The 19,337-nt window shown below is 62.9% G+C and carries 21 protein-coding genes; 11 read left to right on the top strand and 10 right to left on the bottom strand.

The window, feature by feature from the left end:
• Position 1: 1 nt before the first annotated feature.
• Positions 2-883, top strand: a complete 882-nt coding sequence (meaB, locus tag AC1D75_RS00675; RefSeq protein WP_495513416.1) for a methylmalonyl Co-A mutase-associated GTPase MeaB — start codon at positions 2-4, stop codon at positions 881-883.
• Here meaB and AC1D75_RS00670 read toward each other — a convergent pair.
• The 3 genes from AC1D75_RS00670 to AC1D75_RS00660 are packed head-to-tail and all read right to left on the bottom strand — an operon-like array spanning position 870 to position 3,507.
• Positions 870-1,913, bottom strand: a complete 1,044-nt coding sequence (locus AC1D75_RS00670; RefSeq protein ID WP_495513415.1) for an NAD(P)H-dependent amine dehydrogenase family protein — start codon at positions 1,911-1,913, stop codon at positions 870-872. The two genes, meaB and AC1D75_RS00670, sit on opposite strands and share 14 nt — an antisense overlap.
• Positions 1,914-1,961: 48 nt before the next feature.
• Positions 1,962-2,804, bottom strand: coding sequence for an acyl-CoA thioesterase (locus AC1D75_RS00665; RefSeq protein WP_495513414.1), 843 nt, complete (start codon positions 2,802-2,804; stop codon positions 1,962-1,964).
• 43 nt (positions 2,805-2,847) lie between these two features.
• Entirely contained in the window at positions 2,848-3,507 is a 660-nt protein-coding gene (locus tag AC1D75_RS00660; protein WP_495513413.1) for a TetR/AcrR family transcriptional regulator, read from the bottom strand.
• A 202-nt stretch (positions 3,508-3,709) separates the two neighbouring features.
• On the opposite strand from AC1D75_RS00660, the gene AC1D75_RS00655 reads away from it, so the two are divergent.
• The 4 genes from AC1D75_RS00655 (at position 3,710) to AC1D75_RS00640 (ending at position 7,427) form a co-directional block, all read left to right on the top strand.
• Positions 3,710-4,711, top strand: a complete 1,002-nt coding sequence (locus AC1D75_RS00655; protein WP_495513412.1) for an acyl-CoA dehydrogenase family protein — start codon at positions 3,710-3,712, stop codon at positions 4,709-4,711.
• Positions 4,695-5,870: an acyl-CoA dehydrogenase family protein gene (locus tag AC1D75_RS00650; protein ID WP_495513411.1), complete on the top strand. Its 1,176-nt coding sequence runs from the start codon at positions 4,695-4,697 to the stop codon at positions 5,868-5,870. The genes AC1D75_RS00655 and AC1D75_RS00650 overlap by 17 nt, the downstream gene beginning before the upstream one ends.
• A 5-nt stretch (positions 5,871-5,875) precedes the next feature.
• A complete protein-coding gene (locus AC1D75_RS00645) occupies positions 5,876-6,661 on the top strand; it encodes an enoyl-CoA hydratase (protein ID WP_495513410.1) in 786 nt (261 codons plus the stop codon).
• A gap of 250 nt (positions 6,662-6,911) precedes the next feature.
• On the top strand, positions 6,912-7,427 hold the full coding sequence (locus tag AC1D75_RS00640) for an MTB12 C-terminal domain-containing protein (RefSeq protein ID WP_495513409.1): 516 nt from the start codon (positions 6,912-6,914) through the stop codon (positions 7,425-7,427).
• 72 nt (positions 7,428-7,499) lie between these two features.
• Here AC1D75_RS00640 and AC1D75_RS00635 read toward each other — a convergent pair whose 3' ends face one another.
• Genes AC1D75_RS00635 through AC1D75_RS00605 form a run of 7 tightly spaced genes read right to left on the bottom strand, consistent with a single transcriptional unit; the run spans position 7,500 to position 13,170 of the window.
• The gene (locus AC1D75_RS00635; protein WP_495513408.1) at positions 7,500-8,312 is read right to left on the bottom strand and encodes an acyl-CoA dehydrogenase family protein; all 813 of its coding nucleotides are present in this window, start codon (positions 8,310-8,312) and stop codon (positions 7,500-7,502) included.
• A 2-nt stretch (positions 8,313-8,314) separates the two neighbouring features.
• The gene (locus tag AC1D75_RS00630) at positions 8,315-9,415 is read right to left on the bottom strand and encodes an acyl-CoA dehydrogenase family protein (protein WP_495515935.1); all 1,101 of its coding nucleotides are present in this window, start codon (positions 9,413-9,415) and stop codon (positions 8,315-8,317) included.
• Positions 9,416-9,441: 26 nt separating this feature from the next.
• Complete coding sequence (locus AC1D75_RS00625) at positions 9,442-9,858, bottom strand: nuclear transport factor 2 family protein (protein ID WP_495513407.1); 417 nt, start codon at positions 9,856-9,858, stop codon at positions 9,442-9,444.
• Positions 9,845-11,056, bottom strand: coding sequence for a metal-dependent hydrolase family protein (locus tag AC1D75_RS00620; protein WP_495513406.1), 1,212 nt, complete (start codon positions 11,054-11,056; stop codon positions 9,845-9,847). Before AC1D75_RS00620 ends, AC1D75_RS00625 begins: the two co-directional genes overlap by 14 nt.
• A 1-nt stretch (position 11,057) precedes the next feature.
• Complete coding sequence (locus tag AC1D75_RS00615) at positions 11,058-11,384, bottom strand: hypothetical protein (protein ID WP_482137103.1); 327 nt, start codon at positions 11,382-11,384, stop codon at positions 11,058-11,060.
• Positions 11,365-12,636, bottom strand: coding sequence for an aromatic ring-hydroxylating oxygenase subunit alpha (locus AC1D75_RS00610; protein WP_495513405.1), 1,272 nt, complete (start codon positions 12,634-12,636; stop codon positions 11,365-11,367). Before AC1D75_RS00610 ends, AC1D75_RS00615 begins: the two co-directional genes overlap by 20 nt.
• A gap of 3 nt (positions 12,637-12,639) precedes the next feature.
• Entirely contained in the window at positions 12,640-13,170 is a 531-nt protein-coding gene (locus tag AC1D75_RS00605; RefSeq protein ID WP_495513404.1) for a carboxymuconolactone decarboxylase family protein, read from the bottom strand.
• 461 nt (positions 13,171-13,631) lie between these two features.
• On the opposite strand from AC1D75_RS00605, the gene AC1D75_RS00600 reads away from it, so the two are divergent.
• The 6 genes from AC1D75_RS00600 to AC1D75_RS00575 are packed head-to-tail and all read left to right on the top strand — an operon-like array spanning position 13,632 to position 19,261.
• Positions 13,632-15,002: an ABC transporter substrate-binding protein gene (locus tag AC1D75_RS00600; RefSeq protein ID WP_495515934.1), complete on the top strand. Its 1,371-nt coding sequence runs from the start codon at positions 13,632-13,634 to the stop codon at positions 15,000-15,002.
• On the top strand, positions 15,002-17,182 hold the full coding sequence (locus AC1D75_RS00595) for a branched-chain amino acid ABC transporter permease (protein ID WP_495513403.1): 2,181 nt from the start codon (positions 15,002-15,004) through the stop codon (positions 17,180-17,182). Before AC1D75_RS00600 ends, AC1D75_RS00595 begins: the two co-directional genes overlap by 1 nt.
• The gene (locus AC1D75_RS00590) at positions 17,160-17,876 is read left to right on the top strand and encodes an ABC transporter ATP-binding protein (RefSeq protein WP_495513402.1); all 717 of its coding nucleotides are present in this window, start codon (positions 17,160-17,162) and stop codon (positions 17,874-17,876) included. The genes AC1D75_RS00595 and AC1D75_RS00590 overlap by 23 nt, the downstream gene beginning before the upstream one ends.
• Complete coding sequence (locus AC1D75_RS00585; RefSeq protein WP_495513401.1) at positions 17,873-18,580, top strand: ABC transporter ATP-binding protein; 708 nt, start codon at positions 17,873-17,875, stop codon at positions 18,578-18,580. Before AC1D75_RS00590 ends, AC1D75_RS00585 begins: the two co-directional genes overlap by 4 nt.
• A complete protein-coding gene (locus AC1D75_RS00580; protein ID WP_495513400.1) occupies positions 18,577-18,981 on the top strand; it encodes a hypothetical protein in 405 nt (134 codons plus the stop codon). The genes AC1D75_RS00585 and AC1D75_RS00580 overlap by 4 nt, the downstream gene beginning before the upstream one ends.
• A complete protein-coding gene (locus AC1D75_RS00575) occupies positions 18,947-19,261 on the top strand; it encodes a hypothetical protein (RefSeq protein ID WP_495513399.1) in 315 nt (104 codons plus the stop codon). Before AC1D75_RS00580 ends, AC1D75_RS00575 begins: the two co-directional genes overlap by 35 nt.
• Positions 19,262-19,337 lie beyond the last annotated feature (76 nt).

Raw genomic sequence — 19,337 nt, 5'->3', positions numbered from 1 at the left:
CATGACAATTGATGAGCTGATCATCGCGGCGCGGGCCGGATCGGAGCGGGCGACGGGCAAGTTGCTCACTCTGGTCGAGGGCCCGCGTCGCGATGAGGTGCTGGCGGTGATCGGGTCGGCAAGGCCGCGTGTTGTCGGCCTGACCGGCCCGCCCGGCGCCGGAAAGTCCACCACCGTCGCAGCCCTGGTCACCGCCTATCGCCGGCGTGGTCTGAAGGTTGCGGTGCTGGCGGTGGACCCGTCGTCGCCCTATTCCGGTGGTGCGTTGCTCGGTGACCGCATCCGGATGGCCGCTCATATCAACGACACCGGAGTGCTGATCCGTTCGATGGCCACCCGTGGCCATCTGGGTGGCTTGTCGGCCGCCGTTCCGGCGGCGATCCGGCTCCTGGGTGCGATCTCCTACGATCTGATCGTCCTGGAGACGGTCGGGGTCGGACAGTCCGAGGTCGAGGTGGCGGCGATCGCCGACCCGACCGTCGTTGTTCTCAATCCCGGTGCCGGAGATGCCATTCAGGCCGCCAAGGCCGGTCTGCTGGAAGTCGCCGACGTGCTGGTGGTGAACAAGGCCGACCGCGACGGTGCCGACCAGACCGTCCGTGATCTGCGGGCCGAATCGGGTGTGCCGATCCTCAAACTCGTCGCGGTGCGCGGCGAGGGGATCGATGAGCTGGTGGATGTCATAGATGCACACCACCGCGACGACAACGCCGGCCGGAAATCAGCACGGGCCCGGGTGCAGATCCTGTCGCTGGCCCAGACGCTGCTGCAGATGCATCCGGATCTGGGACGTTTGGCCGACGCGGTGGCCGCGGGCGAGATCGACCCCTACGGCGCGGCGGAGCAATTGATCGCCGCGCCCGCAGAGGTCAGCCCAATCTAGCGATGATCTGAGGTAATTCCGGCGTCGTCCGGATTCCGGCGGCTGCCGCGCACACGTAGGGGATCGCGTTCACGGCGCGATTGGCCGTGTATCCGGGCGTGGTTGCCGCCATCTCGTCGAGCGAGATCGGCATCTTGACCTCCACCTCGAGTGGCGCATCGCCCTCGACCGTGACCCGCCAGCCGGTGGCCAGCAGATCCCACTCGGCGTCGAAGTCGGTGGTGCAGAACCAGTTTGCCCGGAACTGGATCACCGCTTCGCCATCGCGCATGCAGGTCGCGCTGATCCGTTGGGCGGCAACAGTTCCCGCCTTCAGGACACCGGCGGCGATGACGGTGTCGTGGGGGGTCACGGCGATCTCGCCGGCCGCCTCGATCGAGTCGATGCGGATGCCGAGTGCGTCGGCCAGCTGCGCCAGCGACGGGCCGAAGCTGGTCCGGGCGTGCTCGAGGCGCAGGTCACTGAACTCGGTGGGTGCCTGGCCGAAACCCATGATCCCGAACAGCAGATCTGGTGAATCACGCTGGGACAGATCGGCGTACTCGTCGATCGTGATCTTGTCCAGGCGCCGCTGGATCGACGACAACACCAGCGGGACCGCCTCGGTGATGAACCCGGGACTGCTGCCGGTGCTGTGGATCGAGCTGTTCCCGGTCCGGCAGGCCTCCTCCACGGCGGCGCGCACTTCCGGTTCCATGCGGGCCGGATGATGGAACTCGCCGCGGGTGGTGACGATGTTGATGCCCGCGGAGAGCAGTTGGCAGACCTCGTCGACGTCGAGCGCGGCCGGCATGTACAGCACGCAATCGGGATGGAGGTCGATCACATCGTCGATGCTGTTGGTCGCGATGAGGCCCACCGGTGCCAGACCGCAGAGTTCACCGGCGTCGGTCCCCGCCTTTTTGTCGCTGTGGACGTAGACCCCGGCCAGGGTCAGTGTCGGATGTTCGATGATCCCGCGTAGTGCTTTGGTGCCGATATTGCCGGTTGCCCATTGGACAACGCGGTTCGGTGCCGCATTGATCGCCATGTGTGCCCTCAGATCTGTTGTGCTTCTGCGTTTTTGGACCAGACGTGGTCAGGACCTGATGCGTACCATGGCTTCTTGTGCAAATGAGGCAACAAGCTGCCCGCTCTCGGTGAGGATGTCACCGCGGCCGAAGGTTCGGGCGTGTGCCACCAGTGGGCTGTGCTGACGCAGCAGCAGCCACTCGTCGGTTCGGAACGGCCGGTGGAACCAGATGGTGTGCGAGGTGACCGCGGAATGGAACGCGGTGCCGTTGCCGATCTGACTGTAACCCTCCAGTGGGAGCAGGGCGGTGCCGATCAGCGTCAGATCGGTGGCATACGCCGCCAGTGCGGGTGCGAGAGCGGGATCCACTGTGGGTGTGCGCATCCAGAACTCGAACTCGGGAGCCGAGACCGCGGTGGAGTTCAGGTCGCCCGCGGTCCGGGTCTCCCACGGGATGAGGTTGAAGTCGATGTAGTGGTCGGCCGAGAGCAGTGGCGACGGTGCGCCGATTTCCTGGAGTTCAGGTCCGTCCTCGGAGACGTGCATCGAGACCGCCGCCGACGCGATCACGCCGCGTGATTGGTGTGCGGTGATCAGCAGGCTGGCGAACGTACGTCCCTCTTGCTGACGCACCACGTCGTAGGTGACGGGCTCGTCCGCGTGGCCTTCTTTGCTGAAGACGGAGTGTATCGATTTGATCGTTTTGCCTGGTGACGTCGCCAGCGCGGCCGAGATGAACTGGCCGAGGAGCTGACCGCCGAAGAGGCGGTGGTATTCGAGATTCTGGTTCTGCCCTTCGAAGACCGCAGCGGTGTTTCCGGGGCCCTGTGCAGGGGTTTCGGAACTGTTGGCTGGGGTCAGCGGGCGTAGTTCGAGACAACTGAGAAGGTCACTCCACATATCGGCCATTTACCGATTGTAAGCAGAATTCTTGAACGGGAGAACAGCATTCTCACTTTTCGGAAGCTGAGAATCCCTTGGCGCAGAACTGCCAGACCTCGTCGGACGTGATCGGTTGCACCGTGGTGTCGTCGGTGGCAGCGCTCGATTGCGCGATGAACATGACGGTTTGCATCGTCATTGCGGCGGTTCGCTTGGGGTGGGCGTCGGGACGCAACTCGCCGGCCTCGTGTGCGAGTTCCATCAATTCGGTGAACAACGCGAGCAGTGGTGCGTGCGCGATCTTGACCTCGGCGGGATGCGTCAGCAGCAGCTGGGGCGCGAAGTCATTGAACAGTGGGCGCTTGGCATTGGGGTCGGGGCGGCAGAGCTCGAAGAGCAGCTGAACAGCAACTTGCAAGCGTGCCAAGGGATCGGTCTGCCCGGCGGCGGCGGCCCGGATCTGATCGGCGGACCGGCCGAGTGCGTCTTCGAACAGGGCGAGTAGGAGTTCGTGCTTGCCGTCGAACTGTAGGTAGAAGCTCCGCAGCGACTGGCGCGATCGGTCGACAACTTCCTGAACCGTGAACTCCGTTGTGCCCTTCTCGGTGATGATCGCTTGTGCGGCGTCGAGAAACTTCTGGACGCGCTGCTCGGCGCGCAGCTTCGCGGTCTTGATCGAGCGTTCGACCGCGCGCTGCTTCCATGCCGGCTCTTCGCTGGGACTGGTCACTAGCTGATCGCTCCTGGGCCTTTGTCGGACGCTGGTCCGCGGCGAATTGTGGAGAACATGGCTGGCACTCTACCGGACCTGGGCTCGGAAAAGTCCGTTCGGGACGCAAGTCACCAACACTTCCGAGATCGATACTAACCGTATGTGAGAATGATATTCTCATAATGTCGTGGAAACACGACGGAGAAGGAGGCCTGTCGGCATGTTGTTGGAGTTCGACTCGGACCAACGTCTATGGCGCGACACCATCCGCGACGTGGTCGCGAAAGAGTGTTCACCCGCTTTCATTCGAAGTGTCGTCGACGGCGGGGTTGATCCGGCGCCGCTGTGGAAGCTCTACAACAAACTCGGGTGGACGGAACTTTCCGACCGCGCCGATGCCGTCGAACTGGCGATCGTCCTCGAGGAGCTGGGCCGGGCGACCGACCCAACCCCGTACCTGGCCACGATGACGCAGTTCGCCCCACTTGCTCCCGGCCACGCGCTCGACGGCGGAGCCGGCACAGCAGTCTTCGGTGGTGTCAACGCCCGCCGTGACGGAGCCGGATGGGTGCTAGACGGCACCGCCAAGCACATCCTCGACGGCGATCGAGCCGACCGGATCGCGGTGGTGACCCCGGCCGGGACGTTTGTTGTCCGGGGCGATCAGGTGGTGGCCACCCGTAGTGAGGTCTTCGATCCCGCGCTGCACATCGCCGAGGTCTCGTTCACCGGAGTTCGGGCGCAGGCTGGTGATCGTGCCGATGTCGATGTGTCCCTGGCGATGCCGGTGGCGTTGACCGGGCTTGCGCTGACGACAGTTGGTGCCTGCCAACGTGTTCTGGACATGGTGCTCGAGCACGTGAAATCGCGGCAGCAGTTCGGTGTTCCGATCGGTTCGTTCCAGGCGGTCAAACACAAGGCCGCGGACATGCACGTGGCCATCGAACGTGCGCGCGCCCTGGCCTATTTTGCGGCTCAGACCATCGCGTCCGGCGACGACCGCACCGCTTCGGTGGCGGCGTCGATGGCAAAGGCCTCGGCAGGCGAATGCCAATCCCTGGTCTTTCGGCATGGCCTGCAGTTGTTCGGCGCGATGGGTTTCACGTGGGAGAACGACCTGCAGTTCGCGCTGAAACGGGCGAAGTCCGGCGAACTGTTACTCGGTGGTGCCGCGCATCACCGTGCCCGCATCTTCGAGGAGCGACATGCAGTTGACATTTGATCCCGAGCTGGAGGCTTTCCGGCAGGAGTTCGTCGCCTTCCTCGACGAGCACGTGCCGGCAGAGGCAGAGACCACCGAGCGGTCACATTCGAGTGCGGACATGCCGCAGTGGGCTCGGCGCTGGCAGCGCGTGCAGTTCGATCACGGATGGCTGTTGCCCGGAAACCCGCCGGAGTTCGGTGGTCGGAACGCAACGATCCTGCAGCAGTACGTCCATCTGCGCGAGCTGTCGCGCCGACGGATCTACCACAGCTTCAATCCCCAGGGTCTCGGCATCATCGCGGCATCGATCCTGTCGTTCGGTACCGATGAGCAGAAGAACCATTGGGCGGCAAGGATTCTGCGGGCCGAGATCACCGCTGCACTCGGAATGAGTGAACCGGGCGCGGGATCTGATCTGGCGTCGCTGCGCACCCGCGCCGTGCGCGACGGAGACCACTTCGTCGTCAACGGGCAGAAGATCTGGACGTCCGGCGCCCACCACGCGGATGTACTGCTGACGTTCGTTCGGACCGATCCAGATGTGCCAAAGCACAAGGGGATCAGCGTTCTGCTGATACCGACCGACCTGCCGGGCGTCACGCGACGTCCGTTCGCCTCGGTCTGCCGGGCGGACGACACCGACTTCAACGAAGTCTTCTTCGATGACGTGCGAGTGCCTGCCGAGAATCTCATCGGTCCGCTCAACGGTGGTTGGGGCGTGGCGTCCGGATCGTTGGGTCACGAGCGCAATCTGCTGTGGATGGGTTTTGCCGACCGCCTGCAAGATCTCATCGGCGACTTCGTGCCCACCACGCCACTGGACCGCGACCGCTACGCCACCCTGCTCATGGACGCCAAGGCCCTGAGCCTGCTCGGCTCGGCGGCGTTGGCCCGCACGGCGCGCGGTGAAGAGGACGTTGCCGCATTGTCGGTGCTGAAAGTGCTTGGATCCGAGGCGGTTCAGACGGCATCCGAGGTGGCGCTGAACGCGGCCGGGGTCGACGGTCTCATCCATCCCGCAGTCAGCTCACCCCACATGCCCTTGAACAATGACGATTTCAGCGGGAGCTGGTTCGACCGGTACGCGCGGAGCTTCGCAGGCACCATCGCCGGCGGTACATCTGAGGTGCAACGCAACATCATTGCCGAGCGTGTGCTCGGACTACCGAGGGGATGAGACCAATGACGTACATCGACTACGAGGTTGCTGACAAGATCGCGACCATCACGCTCAATCGTCCGGAGGCGGCCAACGCGCAGAACGCCGCTTTGCTCGACGAACTGGACGCGGCGTGGATGCGTGCGGCCAACGACCCCGAGGTCGTTGTCATCGTCCTGCGTGCCGAGGGCAAGCACTTCTCGGCCGGTCACGATCTCAAGGGCGGCGGTCCGGTCCCGGACAAGATCACCCTGGAGTTGATCTATCAGAACGAAAGCCGCCGTTACCTGGAGTACTCACTACGGTGGCGCAACATCCCCAAGCCGTCGATCGCGGCGGTTCAGGGTCGTTGCATCTCCGGTGGTCTGCTGCTGTGCTGGCCGTGCGATCTGATCGTCGCCGCCGATGACGCGCAGTTCTCGGACCCGGTGGTGCTGATGGGTATCGGCGGGGTCGAATACCACGGTCACACATGGGAACTCGGCCCGCGTAAGGCCAAGGAGATCCTCTTCACGGGCCGTCCGGTCACCGCAGTGGAGGCGGAGCAGGTCGGCATGGTCAACAAGGTGGTGGCACGTGCCGACCTCGACGACGAGACGATGAAACTTGCACGGCACATCGCGTCCATGCCCCCATTCGGTCTGCGTCAGGCCAAACGGGCGGTCAACCAGACATTGGACGTACAGGGCTTCTACGCGGCGATCCAGTCGGTGTTCGACATACATCAGACCGGGCACGGAAATGCGCTGAGTGTCAACGGATATCCGGTTCTCGCCCGCCTCGACGAAATGAAGGCGAAGATCACTTAAGAGCGTAACGATCATTGCAGGTGAGGCCGGTCAAATCTCCTCGACGATACTGGTCCGTGGATTTCTTCGAATCCCTTCAGGGGCATCCGAGAATGTCGTACGATCCATCCGAGAATGCAATTATCAGTCTCAGTCGTCGTAGCGGGTGAGTGGGCGCACATGCGAAATCGCAAGTGCCCATTGATCGGCCGGAGACTTCAGCTTTGATTTCAGTGGCCGGAACCTCTGTCCACGAGAAAGGACTCACGCCATGCGTAATTCGATCGTCCGTAGGGCTCTCACGGCGGGCGCCTGCGCTGCTGTTCTGGTCGGCCTCGTTGCCGGCTGTAGCGATGACAGCGACGACAGCTCGTCATCGTCCGCCGCCGCGTCCTCGGCCGCCGCCACCTCGAGTGCCGCCGCAGCCACCGCCGACCCGGCAACCACCGAGGCGATCACCGTCGCGTACGAGACCTTCTTCAACGGCCAGGCGCCGATCGAGGAGCGGACCAAGTACGTCGAGAACTCCGCGGTCTTCGGACCGGTGCTGCAGGGCATGGTCGCAAACCCCCAGGCCGCCAACACCGGAGCTGTCGTCCAGGACGTCACCCTCGACGGCGAAGACAAGGCACTCGTCACCTGGGATCTGACCATGGACGGCAACCCCGTGTTGCCCGGCCAGAGTGGCGAGGCCGTGCTGGTCGACGGCACCTGGGTCGTTGCAGGCGTCACCTTCTGCACCGTCCTGGCCGTGCAGGGCTCCGGAGAAGCCATCCCGGGCTGCTGATCGGACGAACTGAAACAAGAAGGGCCGGTATCTCTTACGAGATACCGGCCCTTCTTGTTTGGCGTGTTGCCTCTACAGGTCGACGAGGCGGGGTGCGTGACCCTGTGCGCGAATGATGGCGCCGGCCTCACGGGTCAGCTCCCGGGCGCTGCCGAACAGACCGTCGAGAACCAGTGCGCGTTTGATGTGGCGCTGCAGGTCGTGTTCCTCGGTGAACCCGATGCCGCCGAGGATCTGCTGGCAGTGCTTGCTCGCGGTCAGCGCCGCCTGCCCGGCTGCAGCTTTCGCCAGAATGGACCCCAGTTCGTCGGTATTCGATGGTCGAGCTCCGCTCCGCTGCGTCTCCGTGGCCACAGTCAGGGCCGCCTCGGCGCCCTCGATGGCGACGTAGGTCTCGGCGAGCTTGTGGCGGATCGACTGGAATCCGGCAACAGGCTTTCCGAACTGGGTGCGACTGAGTGCATGTTCGCGGGCCAGCGACAGCATCGTCCGGCTGGTCCCGACGAGCCACCATCCGATCGCGCGTTGGGCGGCGGCCAGCGTGGCGACGGGCAGTGGTGTCCCGCTGCATGATCCGACAACCTCCAGTGGCAACTCCGGATCGAGCGTGCTCGAGGTGGCACTGCTCTTGCGGTGCCAGACCACCCAGGAACCGCCCGCAAACGGCAGTGGGATGTACTCGCCGATCACGTCGTTGATCACCGATGCGTGCGCACCGGTCTCGCCGAGGAGCCGAAACACCATCGGCACCGCGACTTCCGGGATCTCGGCGAGCATCTCGTTCCAGCCGAGTGCGACCAGTGCGGCATCCAGATCAGGGCCTGATGCACCGGTCATCGCCTTGCGGAAAGTCTCTGTGAGCAAAAGGAGTTCGTCGTCGTCCATCTTCACTCCTTGCCGAGATCGAGTAGTCGTCGCGCGATGATGTTGCGCTGGATCTCCGCGGTGCCGCCGTAGATCGTCGCGGCACGCGAATAGAGGTATTCGATCCGCCATTCCGACTCCGAGAGCTCGATGGCCCCTGGCAGGAGGTCACGTGCGGTGTTGAACAGTTGCTGTTCGGCGGTGGCCAGCAGCACCTTGTCGACAGATGTCTCGGGCCCGAGTTGGGCTCCGTCGGCCAGTCGTTGCTGGGTCATCCGCGAACGGCAGCGAATCGTGTGCAATGCCAGGTAGGCGGAGCCGAGTTCGGCGTCGTCCGCGGCCGTGGTGATGGGTGCGGACTGGGTCAGCAAACGGTCCAGCCGGGTGAACAGGTAAGCGATGCGGTGCCAGAAACACGTCGACCGTTCATGGGGGAGGAGATCCATCGCCACACCCCAGCCGTCGCCGGGCCTGCCGAGCATCCGGTTGGCCGGGACGACGACATTGTCGAAATAGACCTCGGCGAACTCGTCGACCCCGTGCATCGTGCGCAGCGGCCGAACGGTGATACCGGGTGTGTCCATGTCGACGAAGAACGCGGTGATCCCGTTGTGGCCGGGACCTGTTCGGGTCAATAGAACGCAACGGGAGGCGTACTGGGCCAGGCTGGTCCAGACCTTTTGCCCGGAGATGACCCAGTTATCGCCCTGTTGTACGGCTTTGGTCGTCAGTGATGCGAGGTCGCTGCCCGAACCGGGCTCGGAGAATCCTTGGCACCACTGCTCGGCGCCGCTGAGCATCAGCGGAACCATCTCTGCTGCCAGTTCCGGTGTCGCATAGGACATCATCGTCGGCACGAGGACTTCGATCATGGAATACAGGCCCGGCTCGGCGAGGTCGCGGATCGCGACCTCTTCGCCGAGGACCGCACGCAGTTCTGCGGGTCCACCGAGACCACCGACCTCGGCGGGCCACCCGTAGCGCATCCACCCCGCATCGAAAAGGGCCCGACGCACCCGATTCAACTGCTCGACCTGACCATCCAGAGAATGGTCGGGACCGGGAGTCAGATCATTGGCGTCGAGCCATTCTCGAACAGCCGAGCGGAATTGCCCGGTGTCCATGTGTCCGGTGTCCATATGACCGCTACTCATGCACCCGGACGTTCGAACGCGTGCGGGATACCCGAATCATGTTCGCCGCTGCGGCGGATGAACGTCATCTTGCGGGTCCTGATACGCCAGCCGGCCTCGGTGCGGACGTAGGTGTCGTTGTAGTAGCCGATTCGCATGTCGTGAGTTGCGTCGTGGACGAAACACAATGGCTGCGTACCGGTTCCGGTATCACCGTCGATTTCGATCAACGGCATACCGGTCATGAACAGGCCCTTGGGCGCTGCGGCGACCAGGTCTGGGAATTGATCGAGGGGAAAGGCGTCACCAAAAGCGCTGTAGGTGCCGTCGGGGGTGAAGACACTCACGACGCCTTCGACGTCGTTCTGGGTCATCCGCACCGCGTACCGGGCCAGCAGTTGCTGAAGCTCCAGCAGATCATCATTTGTTGACATAGATCTTGCCGCCTTTCATCACGAACTTCACGTTCTGAGTAACGGTGATGTCGTCCAAGGGGTTTCCGGGCAGACCGACGATGTCGGCGAGCAGACCCTCGGCCAACCGGCCGCGGTCGGTGACGTTGATCAGGTCGGCGGCCACGGTGGTGGCGGCACGCAACACGGCCAGGGGGCTCATGCCGCGGTCGACCAGGGCGACCAGTTCGTCGGCGTTCTTGCCGTGGGGGATTGCGGGAGCATCGGTTCCGACGGCGATCTTCACGCCGGCGTCGTAGGCCTTCTTCACGGAGATGCGGGCCTGCGGGAACATGATGGCCGCTTTGTCTTTGAGTTCATCGGGGGCATGGGAGATGTCCATGCCGTCGATCAACCGGGTCGTGGGGACCAGGAACGTCCCGTTGTCCACCATCATCTGAATCGCTTCGTCATCGACGAGGAATCCGTGCTCGATGCAGTCGATTCCGGCCTTGATGGCCTGTTTGACCGCTTCGGCGCCGTGGGTGTGCGAGGCGACCCGTAGCCCGCGGCGATGGGCCTCGTCGACGATCGCGCAGAGTTCGTCGAACGAATAGTGCTGAGCGCCCGCAGTTCCGGTGTGCGACATGACGCCGCCGGAGACACAGACCTTGATCAGTTGCGCACCGTGCTTGATCTGGTACCGAACGGCCTTCTGGACCTCGGCGACACCGTTGGCGATGCCCTCTTCGATGGTCAGATCGAGGACGCCGGGCATGAATGCCGCGAACATCGTCGGGTCGAGGTGACCGCCGGTGGGTGTGATCGCATGCCCGGCGGGAATGATCCGGGGGCCGTCGACCCAGCCGGCGTCAATGGCCTTGCCGAGAGCGACGTCGAGGAGATACCCGCCGGTCTTCACGAACAGACCGAGGTTGCGGACGGTGGTGAAACCGGCCCGCAGCGTGCGGCGGGAGTTACCCACCGCACGCAACATTCGTAGCGGCGGATCATCCTGGACCATGGATGCGACGGGCTTTTCGCCACGTCCTCCCATGAGCAGGTTGACTTCCATGTCCATGAAGCCAGGGACCAGGATCAGGTCACCGAGATCGGTGATTTCGCCTTCTGGAGTACCTCCTATTCCAACTATCCGTTCACCGTCTATCCGGATGACTCCGGGTCGGACGATTTCGCCGGAATCGATGTCGAGAAGGCCCGCCGCTACGAGTGTTTGCATGTCAGAACACCGGCTGCTTCACGGTCTCGACCCAGGCCGCACCGCTGTCGAGCACGCGGGGCTGCTTCCAGACCTCGATCGGGAACGACACCATGATCAGCGACGACAACAGGTGCATGAGGGCGCGGACGTCCTCGGGCAGGTCGTCGAGCTGGAACTTGTCGCAGTAATCAAGCGCGGCTTCGATGCGGTCCATGCCGGCGTCGTAAAACACCTGCATCTCGTCCATCGTGGAGTCGAGACGCTTGGCGTAACGCTCCTGCTCGGTGGCCAGAATCCAGTCCGAGAACTTCTCTAGATCAGCGAAGTCACTTGGTAGCTGTGGCATTTTTGTGCTCCCTTACTTCATCTTTGACCACCTTGTGCAGGTGGCGGAGGAGGATTTCCTGATCGCAGAGCGGGAAGTCGCTGACCGTCTTGGTGGCGAGCATCGTCTGCGTTGCTTCGAGGGTGTTGGCGTCCTGGAACGCGTACTCCTTGAAGGTGACCGCGGCGAGTTCCTGAGCCAGGCGCTCCCGTGGGGTCTTCGCGGGTACGAAGTAGAGATTGGCCTCGAAGACGTGCTGGTTCACCGCGGTGGGCCAGTAGTGGTACGTGAGGTACCAGCCCGGAGCCCAGAACAGCAGCGACATGTTCGGGAAGAACTCGAACTCGTCGATGCCCCAGGGCTTTGCCTTGCCGGGGTTGATGCCCGGGGGCAGCGGATCGAGGCCCTCGATGTCGGGACGATCCCACGGTCCGAACAGGCCACTTCGCAGAGCGCGCTCGATCGGCTTGACCATGTTCAGGTCCTTGGGCGGCGACATGCCTCCCCAGGTGGAGATCATCGAGTGCGGGGTGTCGATGTCGTAGTGCAGAGCCTCGAAGCCGTGGTGCAGCAACTTCTCGGCTTCTTCTTTGGTTGCCTGCTTCTGATGCAGCACCGGCGCGTGGTAGAACTCCGCGAACGCGTCGATGAACAGCTTCCAGTTGGCGTTGATCGTCGACTTGTAGCTGTAGACCTCGGTCATCTCGTGGTACGGGTAGCCCTCGACACCTTCGGCGAGCCGGCCGAGGTATTCCTTCAGCGGCTGGGCGTTGTCATCCATGTTGACCCAGATGAAACCTTCCCAGACGTCGCAGTTGACCGAGACCAGGCCGTAGTCGTTCTTGTCCAGGTCGAAGAACTCGCCCTCCTGCTGGACGAAGGTCAGGTCGCCTTCGAGGCTGTAGCGCCAGGCGTGGTACTTGCAGGTGAACTGGCGGCAGGTACCCGAGGTCTCTTCGTTCGGGAAGTCGTTCCAGACCAGCTTGTTGCCGCGGTGACGACAGACGTTGTGGAAGGCGCGGACCTTGCCCTCGGTATCGCGCACGATGATGAGCGAGGTTCCGAGAGCGGCGATCTCGCGGGTGAAGTAGTTGCCCTTGCGGGGAATGCGCTCCACGCGACCGATGTTGACCCACTTCTTCTTGAAGATGGCGTCAATTTCCCCCTGGTAGAACTCGGGGTCGGTCGAATCCGAGTAATCAACCGGTGCGGTGCCGAGTTCCGGCCAGTTCTCGGTCCAGCTGCCTGCAGCTGGTTTTTCAAAGTGGGCCATGATTTACCTTTCCTGTTCGAGCTGTACGTCAAAAGTGTTGATGGCCATTGCGAGCATCCGATAGGACCCGACTGTGAAGACGAGATCCATCCGCTGCTTTTCGTCGAGGTGGTCGGACAATTCCGTCCAGGTCTCGTCGGAGATTCGAGAGTGCTGATTTAGTTCATCGACTGAGCGCAGGGCCACGCTGTCGAAGTCATTGAGTCCCTCGCCGCGGGCTGCTGCGGAGATCTCCTCCTCGGACAACCCTGCCTGTTTGCCGAGTTCAATATGGTGGTGCGCTTCGTAGTCGCAGTTCGCGACGTGTGCAATCCGCAGGACCATCAGTTCGCGAAGACGCGCCGGCAGGGTCGAGTTGAACAAGATATAAACATTGAAGCCGAGGTACGCCTGTGTCAGAGCTGGATGACGGACCAGTGTGGCGAGGATTGTCCCGGCGTTCTCCGGATTCCTACGCCACCTCGGCAGCATGCCTTTCAGGGCAGTGTCGACGGTCTCATCCCATTGGTCCGCGGGTAGCGGGGGCAGACGCATCCACCACCTCCTCTCGTTCGGTCGGAGAATCACGTTCTCACTTTCGAATACCTAGATTTCCATGAACCGCTCGGTTAGTCAATCCTGCTGGAAAATTCCTCGACTTTGATGCCGTGGGCGACTGTGGCGCGTAGTTCGGTCTCATCCTGGGTCCTTGACTTGGCCTCTCCGATGAGGGTCGCGGTCATCGGGCCGCTCACCTGGATAAACGAGCGGGCCGGCGCTGCGCCGTGCACGTATGTTGTCCGGTTTGCCGATGGTCACTTTTTCAGTAAGGTGTGATCTGCATCCTACAAAATCTTGATTCTTCAAATGGGAGAAGCTAGTTTCCTACTAGCGGAAGCGCCACAGCCCACAGCGTGCAATCCATCCGCAGTGGGCAGGGTCCACAACCCGTCTCGGATCTCCCCATCCGCAGACGGACGGACGTAGTCGAAAGGAACAATGTGAAACCACAACGCATGCTGATCGCCTTGATGGCGATCACGGTGCTCGTTGCCGGCTGTAGCGGCCGAGACAGCGGTGACACCGGGACCGAAGAAGGCGGTGGAGGCGGCACCACCGCGGCGGCCAGTGCGTCGAGCGATTTCGGCGACCTGTCCGACGTCTGCTCGTCGGGGCCGTCGAAGGGGTCCACCGCGCAGGGGGTCACGGACTCGGAGATCCAGGTCGGGGTCTTCTCCGATGTGGGCTTCACGAAGAACTCGGAGTTCGTCGACACGGCCAAGGTGTTCACCTCCTGGTGCAACGACCTCGGTGGTATCAACGGGCGCAAGATCGTTGCCAACACCCGTGACAGCAAGCTCATGGAGGTGCGCCAGCAGATGATTGCCGCGTGCCGTGATGACTTCGCCCTCGTCGGCGGCGGTAGTGCGCTCGACGGACTCGGTGTGAAAGAACGCCTGGGTTGCACACTTCCGAGCTTCCCGGCTCAGGTTGCCCAGACTCAGTCGGCAGGCGCTGACCTCGAGATCTCCGCCGATCCGAGCATGACAGCGGGCTATGACCCGTACTACGGCTTCCGGAAATGGCTCATCAATGAGGCGTATCCCGATTCCAAGGGCGCGGTCGGCATCATCAACGGCGACTCGCCTGTGACAAAGATACTCGGCGCGCAGGCGGTCGAATCCACCACCGCAGCCGGTGCCACATTCGTCTACGACGATCTGTACCCGGCCATGGGTGTGTCGGACTGGACGCCTTACGCACAGTCCATGAAGAGCAAGGGCGTCAAAGGGCTCATCTACTACGGCGATTTCAAGCAACTCGCCAAGCTCGAGAGTGTGCTGACGAGCATCGACTACAAGCTCGACTGGATCGACACCAACAACAACGCATACGGCGATCAGTTCGTCGAACTGGCAGGCACCTCGGCCACCGAGCAGAACAATTACCTCGATCTCGGGGGCAACGCACCCTTCGGAAGCGATGTCCCGGCGATGCAGCAGTTCGAAGAGCTGTGGGCCAAGTACTCCCCGGACACCGAGATGACTCTGCCTGCGGTTCGTGCCATGTCGTCCTGGTTGCTGTTCGCCAAGTCTGCTGCGGCCTGTGGTGACGATCTGACCCGTGCCTGCCTGGTGGAGAACGCGAAGAGCGAAACCGCTTGGACGGGTGGAGGATTGCATGCTCCGACGAACCTTTCGGCACCCGTTCCCCCGAACGGCTGCTTCAACGTCGAGAAGACAACCGCTGATGGCTGGGAATCCGTGGACATCGGTAGCGCCGACGGTGAGTTCTACAGCTGCAGCGAGCCTTACAAGTACACCAAGGATTACGGAGCCCCGATGACCCTGGCCGATGTGGGTAAGAGCATGAGTGATGTGAAGTAATGGACCAATTCCTCACCTTCGGAATCGTTGGACTGACGACCGCTGCGATCTATGCAGTGATCGGCAGTGGTCTGGTACTCACGTACACGACCACCGGTGTCTTCAACTTCGCGCATGGCGCGGCAGGCATGTTTGCCGCGTTCACGTTCTGGCAGATCTCCATCGGATGGGGTTTGCCGGTATGGCTCTCGCTGGTAATTATCCTCGGTGTCCTGGCTCCGGGGTTTGCGATCCTTGTCGAACTGGCGATGCGCCCGGTCCAACGATTGGGTGAGGCAGAGAAAATGGTGATGACGATCGCTCTGTTGAGCGGTCTGATCGCCCTGGCACGGTGGATCTGGAATCCGAACGACGCCAAGTCGATTCCCCGGTTCTTTGCCGACCAGTCTCCGATACACATCGGTTCGGCCACCATCACCTGGCATCAGATGGTGACGATGCTGGTGGCGATTGCAGTGGCAATCGGCCTGCGGCTGTTGATGTTCAACACCCGTATCGGCACCGAGATGCGGGCAACCGTGGACGACAGGGGACTGGTCGGCCTCACCGGAGCAAATCCGGTGCGTGCCAACCGCGTGGCGTGGATCCTGGGCACCGAACTGGCCGCGATCGGCGGCATCTTGATCGCCTCGATGGTGGCCCTCGATGCGATGCAGCTGTCATTGCTCATCATCAGTGCCTATGCCGCAGCAATTTTCGGGCGGCTCAAGAGTTTGCCGATGACCTTTGTCGGCGCGATCGTGGTCGGTTGCATGGAGGCGTACCTCGCCGGCTACCTGCCACAGAACGAGTACCTTCCGGGTCTGCGTCTCGCGGCGCCTGCGCTCCTGCTGCTGTTGGCCCTGCTGTTGTTCCCGCATGGCCGTCTGCGTGGTCGCGACCGGCGTCTGACCAAGGTTCCGTTGCCGACAGTGCGTGGCACCGTGATCTTCGGTGTGGCAATCGTCGTGTTCGCGGTGGTGCTGACGACCGTCCTCAGCGAGGGTGATCTGATCAGCTTCGGATTGATCTTCCCGATGAGTATCATCGCGCTCTCGTTTGTCCCGCTTGCGGGCTTTGCCGGTCAGATCTCGCTGTGCCAGTTGACGATGGCCGGTATCGGCGCGGCTGCGTGCGCCTACTTCGGAGGCAGCGGGCAGTGGTGGGCACTGATCGCCACGGTGTTGGTGTCGGCGATCGCTGGTGCGATCGTCGCCATCCCGGCGCTACGGCTCTCGGGGGTGTATCTGGCACTGGGAACCGCCGCGTTCGCGGTCATCATGGATCGCTGGATCTTCACCCTCCCGGCGTTCAACGTCTTCGGTGCAGAGATCACGATCTTCGATCAGGGATCGGTCGAGTTGGTGGGGCCCAACCTGTTCGGGTTCCATTTCGACACCACGGCCAGGATCACGATCCTCTCGGCGATATTCCTCGCCCTGGCAACACTCGTCGTGGCACTGGTTCGCCGAAGCAAGTACGGGCGCAGGCTCATCGCGCAACGTGACAGCGAGGCGGCCTACGCCACGCTCGGCGGCAATCTGCTGACGGCGAAGGTTGCGGTCTTCGCGCTCGGGGCCGGTATCGCCGGCCTCGGTGGTGCCCTGTACGGAATGCAACTGCAGTCGGTCACCGCCGATCAGTTCAATTTTGTTGCCGGACTGCCGTTGTTCCTGATCGCGACCATCGCGGGTCTGGGCTCGGTGGGTGCCGGGTTCTTCACCGGATTCATGCTGGCCGGTCCGTTTGTCGCAGTGGTGATGATCTGGCCCGATTCCGCCGATCTCGTCCAGGTGATCCCGGGTCTGGCGGGTATCGCCTTCGCAGGCGGAGTCCTGAGTTCGGGTGCGATCCCGCAGATGCGCAAGCAGTGGGATCCGATCTTCGCCGACCGCATTGCGGTGTCGGCATTCCTGAGCTGGTTCGTGTTGCTCTGGGCACTGCGCCTCGGCGACGTGTTCGATGGCTGGATCTTCTTCTTCGGCATCGTCGCCGGAGTGGTTGCCCTGCAGGTCTGGGCGGCGCTCAAGCCCGCCCCGATCATCGATCCGGACGATCCGGATTTCCCGAACTCGGACACTTTGGGCTCCGATGGGTCGATTGTTGATGAGGACATCCCGGTCGAGTGGTGGGGGCTCAAGCGCCCGTGGCGCGCCGAGGACGAGGAGGTGTTGGACCATGCCATTGCAACTCGAGGTTAGTGGTGTGACGGTGGCCTTTGGTGGCCACCGGGCACTCGAAGACGTTGCACTGTCCGCGGAGGCAGGCAAGATCACCGGCCTGATCGGGCCCAACGGCGCAGGCAAGAGCACGCTGTTCGACGTTGTCACCGGATTGCGCAAGCCGGTGACGGGCACCGTGGTGATGGATGGCCATGACGTGACGCGAGAAGGGCCCTCCAAGAGGGCCCGGCGTGGTCTGGCCCGGACATTTCAGCGACTGGAACTGTTCGGCCGCTTGAGTGTTCGCGACAACCTACTGGTTGCCGCGGAACTCGGTCCGCATCGTCGCAACGCGGCAGAGGTCGTCGACGAGATCATCGAGCGACTCGGTCTCAGTGACATCGCCGACGTGAGTTCGGACGAGTTGCCAACGGGCATGGGACGTTTGGTGGAGGTGGCGCGAGCCCTGGCCGTCAAGCCCAGCCTGTTGCTGCTGGACGAACCGGCGGCAGGCCAGGATCCCGAGGAAACGGAACGCTTTGCGCTCCTGCTCCGCACGATCGCCGACCGTGGCGCTGCGATCCTGCTGGTCGAACACGACATGGAACTGGTGATGGAAGTCTGTGACCAGGTGTTCGTGCTCGACCTCGGCAAGATCATCGCATCGGGTCCGCCCGATGTGATCCGTAAAAACGAGAAAGTTCTGGCGGCATACCTGGGGACGGAAGCATGACTCCAATGTTGGAACTGAGAGACGTCCGTGCGGCTTACGACGCCATCTCGGTGCTACACGGCATCAATCTGAGCGTCTCCGCCGGACAGGTCGTCGCGCTGCTCGGGCCGAACGGTGCAGGCAAGACCACGACGCTGAACGTGGCGGCAGGCAATCACCCGGTCAAATCGGGGCAGCTGGTGCTCGGTGGGCGAGACGCCACCGGAATGGCGCTCGGCGATGTGGCCCGTGCGGGTGTCTGCCTGATTCCCGAAGGCCGCGGCGTCTTCCCGAACCTGACGGTCCGGGAGAACCTGCAGATGATGACCTTCACCGGGCGTTCGCGCGCGGAGATCGAAGAGATCGCGTTCAGTCGCTTCCCGATTCTGGGTAAGCGGGCAACGCAGACCGCCGGCACGATGTCCGGTGGTGAGCAGCAGATGTTGGCCCTGTCCCGGGGTCTGGCAACCGATCCCGCGGTGCTGTTGCTCGACGAGTTGTCGATGGGGCTGGCGCCCCTGATCGTCGCCGAGCTCTATGAGCAGGTGGCGGAGATCGCCCGGCAGGGTGTCGCCGTACTGGTTGTCGAGCAGTTCGCGGCGGCCGTTCTCGACTATGCAGACCATGCCGCGGTGCTAGTCCGCGGACGGGTCGAACACCAGGGTCGTCCCGACGACGAATTCCGAAAAGAACTGGCAGCCCTCTACCTAGGAAGTTCCTCATGACCTCATCCGAATCCCGCGCCGATCGCTTCACCCGCGAGTTGTCCGAGCTGAAGATCGCCGATCCGGCGACCGGGCGGTCGCAGCTCTGGCTGCGCATCGGCCTCGCTTTGATGGTGATCGGCCCGGTGCTGGCAATCATCGCGTACTTCATGTCGCATGGCACCGCGAATCCCCTCGAGCAGCGCGACGCAATCGTCATCGCACTCATCGGTATCTCGCTGGCCGTCGTGGGGTCTGCGGTGTTCCTGCGCTACTCGCTCACCGAGTTCCTGCGATTCTGGTTGGCGCGGCAGGCATTTGACTTCAGCAACCTCTCCGAGCAGCTGTCTCCCAACGATAAGATTCTCGTCGAAAAGGATGTTCACGATGACACAGCAAAGCACGCCGTTGCGCCCCGGTGATCAGCTGGCCAGTACCAGCTGCGCCACTCGCGTAGTGGTGGTGAAGGCGCCGGCAGGCGACGTCGTGGTTGCCTGCGGCGGCGCACCGATGGTTCCGGCCGCCACCGCGGCGAAGATCGCCGGTGACGGTGGCTCTCCGGCAACACTTCTCGGAAAACGCTATGTTGACGCAGGCGAGACGATCGAACTGCTCTGCACGTCCGCAGGCACCGGATCGTTGAGCGTCGATGGTGCCGAGCTGAGTATCAAGAGCCCAAAGCCGCTGCCCGCCTCTGACTGATCGGGTATTCGAGCGCTGAAGGTCGTCGTCGCGGGGGGTCGGAATCCGGCCTCCCGCAGCGGCGAATTCTTCTGCT

This window comes from Williamsia sp. Y712, from assembly GCF_059445525.1.
This window is presented reverse-complemented; position numbering and strand designations above follow the sequence as displayed.